This is a genomic window from Hymenobacter cavernae, assembly GCF_014641455.1.
Lineage (GTDB): Bacteria > Bacteroidota > Bacteroidia > Cytophagales > Hymenobacteraceae > Hymenobacter > Hymenobacter cavernae.
The window spans coordinates 282753-297788 of record NZ_BMHT01000001.1 but is presented as its reverse complement, the minus strand read 5'-3'; the positions used below and the strand labels follow the sequence as shown (position 1 = coordinate 297788).

The following is a 15036-nucleotide window of genomic DNA, read 5'->3' as shown; positions in this document are numbered from 1 at the left end:
CGCGGATGGGCTGAACAATCTTCAGTTTTTCTTATACTTGCAGCCAGGTAAGCCAAGAAGTACTCCAATGGAAATCCGCTGAGTTGCCCCGATGATTGCGTGCCAGCACACGTTCTGCCGAAGCAGAAAGGCCTGGTAACCAATTTATCCACTCGTTCATCACGCAGTAATTACGCGCGGCGACCAAACTCAGCTTTTATGTAATCCAGTTGTCGGCAGCGCCGCGGGAGCATACTTCAGGTGCCGTCTTTCCTGGACAGCACCAGCCAGGGCGCCTCACAGATGCCGGCAGGCCGGCTAACCAATACCCGAACGGTAGCGCACTGAACCAAGCCAAGCAATTCGCTCCGGCGGCTCTGTCCGGCTCGTGTTGCACCTAGGGTACTGTTTGCCCGCCAAATCAAGCGCGTCAAGTGTGTTGCTTCGCCGCATCATTTCCGGTCTTCAACCTAGCTTTTCTGCTTATTGCGCGAGCTAGGGGTATTCCATTCCTTACTTTTTACGCCTTACGCTATGAGTATCGTAGTGAACGCGCTTTCCTATAGGCACCCCGATGGCGAGGTGCTGTTTCAAAACCTGCATCTGGTTGTTGCTCGGGGGGGCAAAGCCTCGTTGGTAGGTCACAATGGCGCGGGTAAATCGACTTTACTGCAAATCATTGCCGGGCGCATTCCGCCATCCGTTGGCGAGGTGGCGCTGGAGGAAAAACCGTATTACGTGCCCCAGCACCTAGGTCAGTACGACGATTGCTCGGTAGCGCAGGTATTGGGAATCGACCAGAAGCTAGGGGCTTTGCAGGCTATTCTGGCCGGCGATGCGGCCCCCGAGTACTTCGCCCAACTCGATGATGATTGGGAAATCGAGGAGCGCGCGCAAGCCGCCATGGCGTTTTGGCACTTGCAGCACCTCGACCTAGGTCAGCCCATGCACGCGCTGAGCGGCGGGGAGAAAACCAAAGCGTTTCTGGCTGGTGCGCTCATTCACGCGCCCGGCATCATCCTGCTCGATGAGCCCTCCAACCACCTCGACGCCGAAAGTCGCCGTCTGCTTTATGATTTCATTCAACGCAGCAAAGCCACAGTGCTGGTCGTGAGCCACGACCGGACCCTGCTGAACCTGGTTGACCTAACATTGGAACTCACCAAAACCGCCGTGGAAGCCTACGGCGGCAATTATGACTTCTACAAAGAGCAGAAGGAAACGAAGCTCGCTGCCTTGCAGGCCCAACTCGACGATAAAGAGAAAACCCTCCACCAAGCGCAACAAAAAGCCCGCGACGTCGCTGAGCAACGACACAAGCAAGAAGCCCGAGGCAAAGCGCAAGGGCTGAAAAAAGCCTTGCCGCGCATCGTAGCCGGTCACCTTAAGCGCCAAGCCGAACAAAGCTCAGCGCAGATGAAAGAGGCGCAAAGCGAGAAAATTAACGGTATTGCCAGCGACCTGAAGCAGATCCGGACGCAGATCCAGGAGCAGAAAACTCTCAAAATAGACCTGAGCCAATCGCACTTGCACCGCGGGAAAATACTGGTGGAATCCAGGTCCATCAACTTCGCCTATGGCGAGCAGCAGCTGTGGCAAAGCCCGTTAACATTTCAGGTACGCTCCGGCGATAGAGTGCGAATAACGGGCAACAACGGCGTGGGCAAAACAACGCTGCTGAAAATCATGACCGGTAGTTTGCCGCCATCGGTGGGGGAGGTGTTCGTCGCTGATTTCGAGTACTTCTACATCGATCAGGATTATTCGATAATCGAGAACCAGCTTTCGGTTTTTGAGCAGCTTCAGAAGTTTAACTCGCGCCAACTGCTGGAGCATGAGCTAAAAACCGTGTTGCACTATCATCAGTTTCCGCGGGAAAGCTGGGACCGGAAATGCGCCAGCCTGAGCGGTGGGGAGAAGATGAAGCTGATTCTCTGCTGCCTCACGGTGAGCAACAACGCACCCGACGTGCTCGTCCTCGACGAGCCGACGAACAACCTGGATGTGCGCAGCCAAGACGTGCTGACGCAGTCAGTAAAAGACTTCGGCGGCTCGGTGCTGCTGATTTCGCACGATCAGTATTTTGTGGATGAGATTGGAGTTGACGTTACTATTAATTTTTCTTAGAAGCCATATTCGCTCGCTAACCTTCACCAAGTAAGAAGGCTGCTGTCATTCTTAATAATCTTCTATGCTCACGATTAAGGATTTCTTTGCGCTCGACGATCTTGTAAATAATAAATGGGGTCGTAAGGCTTATCAGCATGTTGACTACTGCGGCCTTGAACCCATTATGCCGCCAGAAAATTATTCCTACTTCTGCACGCCAGTCAATACCATAAGTTTTGCACGTACCGGTGGTAATGGAGTTCACTTTGGCATTTTGAATGGTGTAGGAGAAGAAGCTTGTGGACCTGTCATTATGACTGTGCCTATGGCTTCTGTTAACAACATCGTTGTGGCTGAAACATTGGAAGAGTTCCTTGGTATAGGTTGCCGCAACGGCTGGTTTGTGTTAGAACAACTTGCTTACAATGCCTCAGAAGCGTTAGCGTATTATGCTAGCCAGGATGAAGATTTATCCGAAGAGGAGCAAAGTTTCTTGAGCCTAGTACGTTCCGAACTGCAAGTTGAGTATGTCCCCCTTTTGGCTGAACGGTTAGCATATCTTAAACATCAATTTTTACCGCAGTTGCAGGTAAAACCAATTGAATGAGTGCCTAGGTTGATAGCTAATTCATTCCTCTGGTTCCGTATGGGGCCCGCCACCTTCCCTCCTCTACTATGATCAGGTTCCTGTCCTCGTTCCTCCTGCTGGTCTTTCTATCCCTCGGCTTCGGCGCTTTCAAACCTAGGCCAGTGGTGTTAGGAGTGGTGAAAACCCGCAGCGGACCCGTATCAGGTGGCCAGAATAAAGCGGGCGATGTGGCCTATTACAAAGGCATTCCCTTTGCCGCGCCGCCGGTGGGCAACTTGCGTTGGAAAGCCCCGCAACCGGTGAAACCCTGGTCTGCGGTGCGGGCGTGCCTGGCGTATGGACCTAGCCCCGTGCAAGCGGCGCCCGCACCGTTCAGCATGTGGAGCGCGGAGTTCCTGATTCCGGCCGCGCCCATTAGCGAAGATTGTCTGTACCTGAACGTGTGGACCGGGGCTAGCTCAGCGACTGAGCGGAGGCCGGTGCTGGTGTGGATCTACGGGGGCGGGTTCACGAGTGGCGGCAGCGCCGTACCCATCTACGACGGCGAGGCCCTCGCTCAAAAAGGAGTCGTGTTCGTCAGCCTCAATTACCGGGTCGGACCCCTTGGCTTTCTGGCGCACCCGGAGCTAACGAAAGAATCCGAGAACCACGCTTCCGGCAACTACGGCTTGCTCGACCAGCTAGCGGCTCTGCGCTGGGTGCAGCAAAACATTGCCGCGTTCGGCGGTGACCCTACCAACGTGACCATTGCCGGGCAATCGGCGGGCTCGATGAGCGTCAATTGTCTGGTGGCTTCGCCCTTGGCCAAAGGGTTGTTCACCAAAGCCATTGCCGAGAGTGGGGCTGGGTTTTCGCGCCCGTACCCCACGCTGGCCCAAGCCGAGCAGGAGGGCGTGCGCTACGGCCAAGAGCTGAAAGCGCCGACGCTAGCGGAACTGCGCCAGCTGCCGGCCACCGCCTTCGTGCAGAAAATGCCTAGCCTGCGCGGACCCATCACCGATGGCTACGTGCTGCCTGCTTCCATCCCCGAGCTGTTTGCGGCGGGGAAGGCCAACCCCGTAACCCTGCTCACCGGCTGGAACGAAAACGAAGGCTTACTGGCCGGCCCCCTGAAGAACGCCGCCGATTTCCGGCAGCAGGCCGAGCAGCAATACGGCGCCCAGGCCAGCACCTTCCTGCGCTTCTTCCCGGCCCACGACGATGCCGAAGCGGAAGTTTCCCAGCAGAACCTAGGGCGTGATATCATCTTTGGCGTCCCGAATTATACCTGGGCCAACGTGCAAAGCCAGACCCTGCGCCGCCCCGTGTACGTGTACCGTTTCGCGCGCAAAGTGCCGGCTACCGGCCAATACGTGAAGTACGGGGCGTTTCATACCGGGGAAGTGCCCTATACCTACCACAACCTGCGCTTCGTGGACCGCCCCTGGGAGCCCGGCGATGAGAAGCTAGCCAATACCATGACGGCCTATTGGGTAAACTTCGCCCGCACCGGCAATCCCAATAGCGCCGGCCTACCCAAGTGGCCCGCTTACCAAACCGCCGATAAACAAGTCATGGTGCTGGACCTGAACCCGGCCGCGCACCCCTTACCCGATCAAGCTAGCCTGGACTTCTTGGCTACCCAAGCTGGTAAGAAATAATAAGTCGAGTAAAGCTATCGTCTGCCTTCTGCTCGGCCGGATTACAAATCCGGCCGAGCAGAAGGCAGAGCTAACAACTCTTGCTGTATTGATCTTAGTTGAAAGTTTGTTAAACTTTTTTCTTTATTGTTTTCAAAGTAGTGTGTAAATACTTTATCAAGGTTTTTAAAAAATAGTTCTTCTTCAGAAGTGTCAAATGAATACGCTGGATTTTTATACTTAATTTTCAGAAATATTTTAAATTTTTCTAAATCATTAAATGGCTGGCTTCTCAGTGCTTCGAATATCTCATCTGGGTTAGCTTCAATGAATATTGGTATCGATATATAGTCCCCGTTTACTGTATTAGCTTCTTCGTAGAACTCTTTTCTATTGTTTATGAAAAGATCTACAATTGCTCTTCTTTTTTCCAGTGCTTCTTGCTTCATTAATGATTCGTTCTTCTCTATTGCATATTTGGAAATTTCTTTGAGTTTAGTATAATTATCGTTGCTTTCTGGGATCTGTAATTGAAATGAAAGTGATGGCTGGTATTTTAAATATTTATTGTTGTCTATGCCTTCTATTAGTTTTTTGGTTAAATCATCTAAATCTAATTCTAAGAGATTGTCAAATCTCGTTACAAAGTGAAAAACTTTGAAAAGCCCTAGAATATCATACTTGCCTAATTGTGCAAACTGTACTATTTTATTTGTTTTATTAATATAATCTTGGTTGGTTAATGCATCAAGGTTTATGTACTCGAGCTGATTTAGTACTAAATGAGGATCTTCTACTTCTCCTGGCTGCGGAAAAAGTTTTTCTATATCTTTTATTAATTCACTTTCGTGAAGATTGATAGATAATGTTATATAGTTAAATATACTTTCGATAAAGACAAAAGATGCCTGGTTGCTATAGAATTTGGATAGAAACTTTTCTCTCTTGCTTTTCGAGCTTTTTGTAGTACTTGTGTTTTTTGCATCACCTAAATAAAATTTCGATAGATCAAGAATGGGCCTCGTTGAAAGAACGTCTTTATCGTTTTTCGATATCTTTCTCTTGCTGAATTGAATTGATAAAGCTAATGTGAATGTAATAATAGAATCTAATTGTTGTTGATGATTTGTGCTAATAAAGTCTACATTTTTTAATGTTGTAAATACTTGATGGAGTTTGTCTATTGCAGTTATTATAATTCTTAAGTTGTCGTTTGTATGCTTTAGTGTGTTTAATATATGTGATTTATTTTTAAGCAAAAAATCGCCGTATGTATTTGTATCTGTTGAATACAGATCACTTATTAATGAATCGTACGATTCTATAATAGGTTGACTGAAGTCTAATGTTACTCCAATGGTTTTCTCTTTTATCTTATTATAATCATCTTGTGTTATTTCACCTTCGTTTGACAAGATAATTACCTTTGTATTATTGTTTTCTGTCAAAGAATTTATATAACCAATAATTTGGTTTATAGATAATCCATCCGACTTCCTCTCTATGTCATCAAAGCATATAACCGTTCTCTCGTATCTGATCAATGAGTTTTTATCAAATTCTACCGTGTCAGGTAAATATTCTTTAATGTCTACTTCCGTTTTGTTCTTTATATATCCTCTAACTGCCGAGAATAGTAGCTTTCCGCCCGTTTTAATAGTTTTGCTTTCAAGATAAGGTAATAGCTCTGTGCTTATTTCTGATTCTAGAGCTTCTATGCTATTAATTCCAAATAATGATATTCTTATCGGAATAAAAGTGGTTTGGCTATCAGCAACTTTTTTCTCCCTTATCAGCTTGACTAAAGTGTTTTCATAGAAGTAAGTTTTGCCGCTGCCCCATTTGCCAGTAATTAACACTGCATATTTAGTGTTAGATGACAAATATTTGTCAACTGCTTCAGTTATGTGATTGAGATTTGGCATAAGTATTTTGCTGATTTAGATTGAAATAACTACAGTTTTCCCAAAATCTCTTGCGCTGCCACGGCAATAACCGTCCCTGGCCCGTACACGCCGACCACGCCGGCATCATACAAGAACTGGTAGTCCTGCGCAGGAATGACGCCGCCGGCAATAACGAGAATATCTTCGCGACCTAGCTTGGCTAGCTCCGCAATGAGCTGGGGGATTAGTGTTTTGTGACCGGCGGCTAGGCTGCTCACGCCCACTATGTGCACGTCGTTTTCGGCCGCTTGGCGGGCTACTTCGTCGGGGGTTTGAAAGAGGGGCGCGATGTCCACGTCGAAGCCCACGTCGGCGAAGGAGGTGGCAATGATTTTGGAGCCGCGGTCGTGGCCGTCCTGGCCCATCTTGGCCACCATCATGCGGGGGCGGCGGCCTTCCTTCTGGGCAAACTCGTCGGCCATCTGGCGGGCGCGGTTGAACTGCTCGTCGTAGTCCATTTCGGAAGAGTACACGCCCGACACGGCGCGGATAGTAGCTTGGTGACGACCGTATATCTTTTCGAGCGCATCCGAGATTTCACCTAGGGTCGCGCGCAGGCGGGCGGCGTTTACGGCTAGCGCCAGCAGGTTTTCCTGGCCCGAGCGCGCCGCGTCGGTGAGGGCGTCGAGGGCGCGTTGCACGGCGGCACTGTCGCGCTCCGAGCGGGTTTTGTTCAAGCGAGCTATCTGCGACTCGCGCACGGCAGCGTTGTCGATGTCGAGGATTTCGATGTCGGTCTTCTCGTTGACCTGGTACTTGTTCACGCCCACAATCACCTCCTTGCCCGAATCAATGCGCGCTTGCTTGCGGGCAGCGGCTTCCTCGATGCGCAGCTTCGGCAAACCCGTTTCGATGGCTTTGGCCATGCCCCCTAGCTCTTCCACTTCCTGAATGAGCGCCCAGGCCTTGTCGGCTAGCTCGTGGGTCAGGCGCTCCACGTAGTAAGAGCCGCCCCAGGGGTCCACCACGCGGGTAATGTCGGTTTCGTGCTGGAGGTAGAGCTGGGTGTTGCGGGCAATTCGGGCCGAGAAGTCGGTGGGCAGAGCAATGGCTTCGTCGAGGGCGTTGGTATGCAGGCTCTGGGTGCCACCGAGCACGGCGGCCAGCGCCTCCACGCAAGTGCGCGTCACGTTGTTGAACGGGTCCTGCTCGGTGAGCGAGTAGCCCGAGGTCTGACAGTGCGTACGCAGCGCCAGCGACTTCGGGTTTTCGGCCCCAAACTGCTTGATGAGCTTGGCCCACAAGAGCCGCCCGGCGCGCAGCTTGGCAATTTCCATGAAGTGGTTCATGCCGATGGCCCAGAAAAACGACAGGCGCGGTGCAAACTGGTCGATGGTCATGCCCGCTTTCAGGCCGGCGCGCACGTACTCCACGCCGTCGGCTAGGGTGTAGGCTAGCTCCAGGTCGGCGGTGGCGCCGGCCTCCTGCATGTGGTAGCCCGAGATACTGATGGAGTTGAAGCGCGGCATCTGCTGGGCCGTATAGGCGAAGATGTCGGCAATGATGCGCATCGACTGCTCGGGCGGGTAGATGTAGGTATTGCGCACCATGAACTCCTTCAGAATGTCGTTCTGAATGGTGCCCGTGAGCTTTTCTGGCGTCACGCCCTGTTCCTCGGCCGCCACAATGTAGAAGGCCATAATCGGCAGCACCGCCCCGTTCATCGTCATCGAAACCGACATTTGATCCAGCGGAATCTGGTCGAAGAGCAGCTTCATGTCCTCCACCGAGTCGATGGCTACGCCCGCCTTGCCCACGTCGCCGACTACCCGAGGGTGGTCGGAGTCGTAGCCGCGGTGGGTAGCTAGGTCGAAAGCCACGGACAGCCCTTTCTGCCCACCGGCTAGGTTGCGGCGGTAGAAAGCGTTCGATTCCTCGGCCGTGCTGAAGCCCGCGTATTGGCGGATGGTCCACGGGTTCTGCACGTACATGGTGCTATAAGGCCCGCGCAGGAACGGCGCTTGGCCCGCCCCAAAACCTAGGTGGTCAAGGCCAGCCACGTCGTCGGCGGTGTAGTAGCTTTTCACCGCAATGCCTTCGGGCGTGGTGGTCTGTGTCGAGCTAGCCGCCGGCGACGGAAGCGAAGCCGCATTATATGGTATCTGAGAGAAGTCAGGCTTCATGGGTGGAGTGGTTTGTCCTCCTGAGTGCAGCGCAGCGGAGCGAAGGATGACAGATGGTAGTTTACTTACCTTGCAAACGCGCTAGCACTTCTTCAGTGCTGTAGCCGTTCACGGTGAATTCCTGAAAGCCGAAAAATTGCACGGCTTCCTGCAGGGTGGCTAGGTCGGCACTTAGTAAGGTAGGAGCCGCGAAAGAAGGATCTTCCGGATCGACGCGGCAGATGGTGCGGGCAAAGGCGTTGAACTGTTCGGGCGTGGCATACATCAGGGTCGCTTCTTCCGGCGAAGAAAACAGCACCGACAGCGTGCCCACCGGATGCGCCGCAGCTAGCTCCGGCCGCTCTTCTTTGGGAAGCGTACGCATGAACGACTCCATGATATGCTGATTGGTATGGGGCCCGAGCAGCACTACGGCTGCCCGCTTCCGCCTTCGCTCCCGGCGCTGAAAGTGCATAACCGTAGCCAAGCGCAACACTTCGGACGGGTACGTGGCACGAGTCGTATCGAATTCCTTACTGCGCAGCAGTCGTTTCGGATTGAAGCTGAATTGCTCCTGCGCGTTCTGAAAGCGGTTGGTGCCCACTACTACTTGCTCACCGGCGGCAATGCGTCGAAACTGAGCCTGGGCAGCCTCGTGCAGCTCCTGCACCACTAGGCGCGTAGCAGAGGGTAGTCCACCGGCAGCCTGGATGCGTTGGAACAACGACCAGGCTTCGCGAGCTAGCTCATCGGTAAGCGTTTCAAGGTAGTAAGAGCCCGCCGCCGGATCAGCCACGCGGTTCAGGCCAGATTCTTCCCGAAGAATAATGGGTAGGTTGCGGGCAATGCGCGCCGAGAATTCATTGGGCGCCTCATACAAACTATCGAAGGTGCCAACGCTCACGGCATCGGCGCCGCCCAGCACGGCGGCCATCGTCTCGGTCGTTACCCGCAACAGGTTAGTGTGCGAGTCGAGCGTCGTTTTTGACCAGCTGGCGGTGCTGGCGAAAATCGTCAGCGAGGCTGCGCCGGCTGGGGGCAATTGGTAGGCGTGGAGCAAGGTTGCCCACAAGCGCCGGAGCGCCCGCAGCTTGGTTAGCTCGATGAAGTAGCTAGGGTTGATGGCAACGTGCACCTGCATCGTAGCGGCCACATCCACGACGGAAAGCTCCGCATCTGACAGTTCGCTCAGGTACGCGGCGGCTGTGCTGAGGGCAAAGGCAAGCTGCTGCGTAGCCGTCGCGCCGCAATTACCGAAGTTGTCGATGTGGAGTGATAAGCCCCGAAACTGAGGCATCGCGCGCGTCAGCCGGAGCACTTGGCGCAACTCGCTTAGCTGGCTAGCTAGGTTAGGGGTGTGGTTGGTAATGGGGTCGTATTGCAGAAAGCCGCGCAACGTGGTAGCGCCCGTGGCCAGCAGCCGCTGCACTAGGTCAAGCCCCGCCGATTTCAGCGAGTAGCCGATGTAGGTAGTAGCCAGCGGCAGCCGCGCGCTGAGGTAAGTAACGTCAAACGTAGCCGCATCAGCCAGCACAAAATAAACACCATCGGCACCGCGGGCCAGAGCGTCAGCAGCCTGGTCGATGAGGGTGTGGCCGTGGTCGGCGGCGGGTACGTGGTAGGTGGGCACGTTCAGCCACGTAGGAGCTCCCTGCGCCTGCGGAACCGGCTGCTGACCTAGGTTTTCCAGGGCTTCCCGGTGGTAGAAAGGCTGCACCGTGAAGCCTTCCGGCGTGTGCCATTCCAGCGAAGCTAGGTCGGCGCCTTTCAGGTCACGGCGGATGCGCTCCTGCCAGGCGGCCGTGGTTAGCGGCTCGAATTCAGAAAAGGAAACCGGGGTGGGCTGCGGCGTATCGGGCATAAAGCAAGCTGGGTGGTAAGCCGTTTATACGAAAAGGCTAGGGGCTAAAGATACCGTATTGGCTCAGAACCGGCGTGCTCTGGGTGGGGTTGTGCCGGTAACGCAAAAAGGAAGCAGCATGTAGGCTCCCGATTGAACAACTACCTGCAAGCATCTGGCGTTAGTCGCAGTTCTGCGCTTTCTTCTGCACATAACCTTCGTTGAAGTTATCTTTGCGGTTTCGCTTTTTCTTTTTTCTCATCCACCGATGTCTTTCCTTCATTCACGCGTTGCTGCCCTAGGTCTGTTGGCGTCCGTGGTGTTGGCACCCGCTTGTCAACGCGCTGTTTATCAACCCAGGCCGCAGCTAGCGCCGGTTACGGCGCAGCCCGTCGGCAAAGCGCAGCCAGAAGATGCTCAGGTATCTGCCGTTATTGAGCCGTACCGCCAGCGCGTGACGCAGCAAATGAGCGAAGTGCTGGGCACCGCGCCAGTGCCGCTCAGCAAGAACTCCGGCGAGTCGCCGTTGGGCAACTTTGTGGCTGATATTCAGCGGCAGCGGGCCTCCGCGGCGCTCCGTCAGCCCGTCGATGTGGGTGTCGTAACTAACGGTGGTTTGCGTACCTCGCTGCCCGCCGGCTCGATTACCCTAGGTTCAGTGTTTGAACTAATGCCGTTCGAGAATGAGTTGGTGGTTCTCGATACGCCGGGGTCCGTCATGCAGCAGCTCTTCGACTACGCGGCCCGCATCAAGATGGCACTTTCCAATGTTACCTACACCGTAGATGCCGCCGGGAAACCCACAAACATTCGGATTGGCGGTCAGCCCTTCAATCCGAGTAAAACGTACACCGTCGCTATTTCGGACTACCTGGCCGGGGGCGGCGACAACATGGTGTTCTTCAAAACCATCAAGCCCCGCGACACAGGCGTGCTGCTGCGCTCGGCCATCACCGACCACATTCGGCAGCTTACCAAGCAAGGCCAACCCGTAACCGCCAAAGTAGAAGGAAGAGTGAAAGTCATTTGACAGTTAACATTTATCAGTTAACATCTACCATTTAACAGTGACCAATCTTAGAAGCCTATAGGCGGACAAAAATTGGTAAACGTTCACTGAGAAGCGAGCAAATGGTAATTGATAACTAGTAATGGATAATTGTTAAATGGTAACTGTTAACTGAAAAAATGAATCGCCGCGATTTTCTTAAAAACTCGACTCTCGGAGCTGCAAGCCTAGGTTTGCTCGGGCTGAGTCTGCCTGCTAACGCTGCCAGTGAAGCCAAGCTTACCATTCTGCATACCAACGACATGCACTCGCGCATCGACCCTTTCCCGGAGAGCGATAAGCAATGGGGTGGGCTAGGGGGCATGGCCCGGCGCGCGGCGATGATTGAGCAAGTCCGGAAGCAGGAGCCGCATGTGCTGCTCCTCGACTCGGGCGACATCTGGCAGGGCACGCCGTACTTCAACTTCTTCGGTGGCGAACTGGAGTACAAGCTTATGACCCAGATGGGCTACGACGCCACTACCTTCGGCAACCACGACTTCGACAATGGTCTGGAAGGCTTGCAGAAGCAGCTACCCAACGCGGGTTTCCCCTTCCTCATTGCCAACTACGACTTCTCTCAAACGCCGCTGGCCGGTCGGTTTCAGCCGTACAAAGTGTTTGAAAAAGCTGGGCACCGCATCGGAGTGTTTGGCCTAGGTATCGAGCTGAGCGGCTTGGTAGCTGATAAGAACTTTGGTGCTACGCAATACCTCGACCCCGTAGCGAAGGCTAAGGAGATGGTAACGCAGTTGCGCGGCCCCGAGCGTTGCGATATGGTTATTTGCCTTTCGCACCTAGGTTATAAATACGAAAGCCAAAAAATTGACGACCGAAAGCTGGCCGCGCAGGTCAGTGGCATCGACCTGATACTAGGTGGGCACACGCATACGTTCATGGATGCCCCCGAGCCAATCACCAGCCCCAACGGTCGAGCTACGCTGATTAATCAGGTGGGCTGGTCCGGCATCAACCTAGGTCGGTTAGATTACACCTTTGCCCGCGGCACGCGCCAGCCTACGGTGGCTATGGCCTCGGTGCTCCCCGTGTTATCTGCGTGACAATCGCAAGAGTTTGGAGGTTTTTTTGTCTCCTGACTTTTCCACATTTTTGTCTCCCCTTGTCAAAAACGGGCTCGATTATGCCCGTGCCTACGCCCTTTGTTTTCTACGTTGCACCTGCTGTTTTTGCTATAACTGATTGATGCTGAAGGATTGTCGAACCGTATGGGTGAACTGCCTTCGTGTCATCAAGGCAAACGTGGGGGAGCAGAGCTTCCGCACTTGGTTCGAGCCTATCGTGCCCGTGCAGCTCCACAATAATGTTCTCATCATTCAGGTGCCCAGCCAATTCTTTTATGAATGGCTGGAAGAGCACTACGTGGATGTGCTGAAGAAAAGCATCTACCAGGAGCTAGGTCCGGACGGGCGCCTGGAGTACAGCATCGTTGTAGATCAGGGAAATAGCCAGAATAAGCCGCGGACGGTCAACATCCCGACAGCCCGCAAAGCCGCGGCGCCGGCGCAAGCCGCGACGGATGCAGCCGTAGTTGCGGCTGGTGCTATGACGTCCTCGGCGCGCAACGTGGCCGCGGCAGCTGGTGCCCCGGTTAAGTCGGCCGACATGCTGCGCAACCCTTTCGAGGCGACCAAAGGCATCGACCGGAACTACCTACAGTCGCAGCTCAACAACACGTATTCGTTCGATAACTACGTGGAAGGCAGCTGCAACCGGTTGGCGCGCTCAGCGGGCCTTGCGGTTGCGAATAAGCCGGGTACCACGAGTTTCAACCCGCTGATGATTTATGGCGGCGTGGGTCTAGGTAAGACGCACCTGGTGCAAGCTATCGGCAACCACATCAAGGCCACCAACGCCGATAAGTTCGTGCTGTATGTGTCGGCCGAGAAGTTCACGAATCAGTTTATCGAGAGCTTGCGCAACAACGGTGTGCAGGATTTTGCTAATTTCTACCTGTTGGTCGATATCCTGATTCTAGACGACGTGCAGTTCTTAGCGGGCAAGGACAAGACCCAGGAGATGTTTTTCCACATCTTCAACCACTTGCACCAGGCCGGCAAGCAGATCGTGATGACCTCCGACCGGCCACCGCGCGACCTGAATGGTCTGGAAGACCGTCTGCTTTCACGCTTCAAGTGGGGTCTGACCACCGACCTGCAAAGCCCGGACTTCGAGACGCGCATGGCCATCATCCAGAACAAAATGGAGCAGGATGGCATCGATATCCCGCCGCAGGTGGTAGAGTACCTGGCGCATTCGGTGCACACCAACGTGCGCGAGCTCGAAGGCGTGCTCATCTCGCTGGTGGCGCAATCGAGCCTCAACCGGCGCGAGATTGACCTCGAAATGGCCAAACAGGCGCTGCGGCACATCATTGAGGAAGTAGAAGCCGAGGTGAACCTAGACTTTATTCAGAAGACGGTAGCCGAACATTTTGGCATCTCGCTCGATCTGATGAAGGCCAAGACGCGCAAGAAGGAAGTCGTGACGGCGCGGCAGGTGGCCATGTACTTTGCCAAGGAGCACACTAGTCATTCGCTCAAGAGCATTGGTCATAACTTCGGCGGACGCGACCACAGCACCGTGATTCACTCCGTGCAAACCGTTTCGGACCTGATCGACAGCGACAAGAGTTTCCGCAGCACCATTCAGGAGCTACGTAAGAAGTTTGCTGGTAAATAGGAATCGTAACAACCTAGGTTGCACAACAAAAAAGCCCGCTATAAGCGGGCTTTGTATTTCCTGATAGCTATTAAACCGGCGGCAGATTATCGTGGAGTGGGATGTTGTTCTTGCTGGCAAAGCTGCGAACCTGCTCGCGAAGAATACGCTTGCGGCGCGAGCCTTTTACCTCGCGTAGGCTCAGGGCATACATTTCCCCGTTTTTCAGACTCACGCGCAGCTGTTGGGGCACAAATTCCAACAAACCGATTTCTTCTACCGGAAATACCTGCTTGGCCCGGAACAAACCGCTTTTGTGCACAATGTAGCCCGGCGTAAACTCTAAGTAGCTCTGAGTGCCAAATATTGGGGCGTTGTGTACTAGCACGTAGCCCACGTACACGAAGCTGAAGATCAGGAATAAGTAGTGCAGAAAGTGGTAGTCGTTCAGACCCGAGTCGGACCAGATCAGGAAAATCGTGTAGAGAATCCAGAGGGTACCAATGAACAGCTGACCCCAAAACGGAATGCGGGCCGTGTTGGCGGGCTGAAGACGAATACGCGTAAAAGCTGGAGGCATAGAGGCAGAAAACGGTGCGAAGAAAGGAGTTGCCAGTCGCCGGGCGCGAATAAGCTAGGTTATTCAGCGGCCAAAACTACAACCGACAACTGGCAACTCATAGTTAAGCCCTGATTACTTCAGGGTGGCAGAGGCTAGCTCCATTTCAGGCACGGCGCTCAACACCTGCGAAACCGGGCAGTGCTCCTTAGCTTTTTGGGCGTATTGCTGAAATTCTTCCTGCGAAACGCCTTCAACTTCGCCTTCCGTGGTTAGGGAAATCTTGACGATTTTCGGAACCTCGCCCGACGTATCCAGGCTCACCTTCGACTCGGTGCGGATTTGCTTTACTTGCTTGCCGTCTTTGGTCAGGATGCTGGTCAGGAACATCGTGTAGCAGCCGGCGTGCGCCGCCCCGATCAGCTCCTCGGGGTTGGTGCCTTTCTGGCCTTCAAACCGGGCGCCGACGGAGTAGGGCGCGCTGACCGTGCCGCTCTGGGTGGTGATGTTGCCGCTGCCTTTGATGTCGCCGTTCCAAACGGCGTTGCCACGTTGGTTAATCATAA

The 15036-nt window shown here is 53.8% G+C and carries 11 protein-coding genes; 6 read left to right on the top strand and 5 right to left on the bottom strand.

From position 1 onward, the window contains the following. Positions 1-513 precede the first annotated feature (513 nt). The 3 genes from IEX74_RS01185 to IEX74_RS01175 all read left to right on the top strand — a co-directional run bounded on the left by IEX74_RS01185 (position 514) and on the right by IEX74_RS01175 (position 4317). Positions 514-2106 (top strand): ABC-F family ATP-binding cassette domain-containing protein, encoded by a 1593-nt coding sequence (locus IEX74_RS01185; RefSeq protein ID WP_188810141.1) that lies wholly within the window; start codon positions 514-516, stop codon positions 2104-2106. Positions 2107-2170: 64 nt separating this feature from the next. Continuing rightward, a complete protein-coding gene (locus IEX74_RS01180; protein ID WP_188810139.1) occupies positions 2171-2695 on the top strand; it encodes a hypothetical protein in 525 nt (174 codons plus the stop codon). 68 nt (positions 2696-2763) lie between these two features. Beyond that, a complete protein-coding gene (locus tag IEX74_RS01175) occupies positions 2764-4317 on the top strand; it encodes a carboxylesterase/lipase family protein (RefSeq protein ID WP_188810137.1) in 1554 nt (517 codons plus the stop codon). A gap of 41 nt (positions 4318-4358) precedes the next feature. On the opposite strand, the gene IEX74_RS01170 is transcribed toward IEX74_RS01175, so the two are convergent. From IEX74_RS01170 to IEX74_RS01160, 3 genes are all read right to left on the bottom strand, one after another. After that, positions 4359-6221, bottom strand: coding sequence for a P-loop NTPase fold protein (locus IEX74_RS01170; protein ID WP_188810135.1), 1863 nt, complete (start codon positions 6219-6221; stop codon positions 4359-4361). Between the two features lie 29 nt (positions 6222-6250). Then, a complete protein-coding gene (gene scpA, locus IEX74_RS01165) occupies positions 6251-8365 on the bottom strand; it encodes a methylmalonyl-CoA mutase (protein WP_188810133.1) in 2115 nt (704 codons plus the stop codon). A 61-nt stretch (positions 8366-8426) separates the two neighbouring features. Then, positions 8427-10205, bottom strand: coding sequence for a methylmalonyl-CoA mutase family protein (locus IEX74_RS01160; RefSeq protein WP_188810131.1), 1779 nt, complete (start codon positions 10203-10205; stop codon positions 8427-8429). 247 nt (positions 10206-10452) lie between these two features. Between IEX74_RS01160 and IEX74_RS01155 the strand changes: the two genes are divergently transcribed. The 3 genes from IEX74_RS01155 (at position 10453) to dnaA (ending at position 13932) form a co-directional block, all read left to right on the top strand. Next, entirely contained in the window at positions 10453-11214 is a 762-nt protein-coding gene (locus tag IEX74_RS01155) for a 5'-nucleotidase C-terminal domain-containing protein (RefSeq protein WP_188810129.1), read from the top strand. A gap of 158 nt (positions 11215-11372) precedes the next feature. Beyond that, positions 11373-12293, top strand: coding sequence for a bifunctional metallophosphatase/5'-nucleotidase (locus IEX74_RS01150; RefSeq protein WP_188810128.1), 921 nt, complete (start codon positions 11373-11375; stop codon positions 12291-12293). Between the two features lie 142 nt (positions 12294-12435). Then, entirely contained in the window at positions 12436-13932 is a 1497-nt protein-coding gene (gene dnaA / locus IEX74_RS01145; protein WP_188810126.1) for a chromosomal replication initiator protein DnaA, read from the top strand. Positions 13933-14002: 70 nt separating this feature from the next. Here the strand turns inward: dnaA and IEX74_RS01140 are convergent, their stop codons facing one another. Beyond that, positions 14003-14491 carry a hypothetical protein gene (locus tag IEX74_RS01140; RefSeq protein ID WP_188810124.1) on the bottom strand — a complete coding sequence of 163 codons (489 nt, stop codon included), beginning with the start codon at positions 14489-14491 and terminating at the stop codon, positions 14003-14005. Positions 14492-14605: 114 nt separating this feature from the next. Further along, entirely contained in the window at positions 14606-15034 is a 429-nt protein-coding gene (locus IEX74_RS01135; protein ID WP_229755070.1) for an OsmC family peroxiredoxin, read from the bottom strand. Positions 15035-15036 lie beyond the last annotated feature (2 nt).

Bases quoted from the DNA above. Each gene is read 5' to 3' on its own strand.
- IEX74_RS01150 (WP_188810128.1), top strand. From the start codon at position 11,373: ATGAATCGCCGCGATTTTCTTAAAAACTCGACTCTCGGAGCTGCAAGC.
- IEX74_RS01155 (WP_188810129.1), top strand. From the start codon at position 10,453: ATGTCTTTCCTTCATTCACGCGTTGCTGCCCTAGGTCTGTTGGCGTCC.
- IEX74_RS01180 (WP_188810139.1), top strand. From the start codon at position 2,171: ATGCTCACGATTAAGGATTTCTTTGCGCTCGACGATCTTGTAAATAAT.
- scpA (WP_188810133.1), bottom strand. From the start codon at position 8,365: ATGAAGCCTGACTTCTCTCAGATACCATATAATGCGGCTTCGCTTCCG.
- IEX74_RS01175 (WP_188810137.1), top strand. From the start codon at position 2,764: ATGATCAGGTTCCTGTCCTCGTTCCTCCTGCTGGTCTTTCTATCCCTC.
- IEX74_RS01140 (WP_188810124.1), bottom strand. From the start codon at position 14,491: ATGCCTCCAGCTTTTACGCGTATTCGTCTTCAGCCCGCCAACACGGCC.
- dnaA (WP_188810126.1), top strand. From the start codon at position 12,436: ATGCTGAAGGATTGTCGAACCGTATGGGTGAACTGCCTTCGTGTCATC.
- IEX74_RS01185 (WP_188810141.1), top strand. From the start codon at position 514: ATGAGTATCGTAGTGAACGCGCTTTCCTATAGGCACCCCGATGGCGAG.
- IEX74_RS01160 (WP_188810131.1), bottom strand. From the start codon at position 10,205: ATGCCCGATACGCCGCAGCCCACCCCGGTTTCCTTTTCTGAATTCGAG.
- IEX74_RS01135 (WP_229755070.1), bottom strand. From the start codon at position 15,034: ATGATTAACCAACGTGGCAACGCCGTTTGGAACGGCGACATCAAAGGC.
- IEX74_RS01170 (WP_188810135.1), bottom strand. From the start codon at position 6,221: ATGCCAAATCTCAATCACATAACTGAAGCAGTTGACAAATATTTGTCA.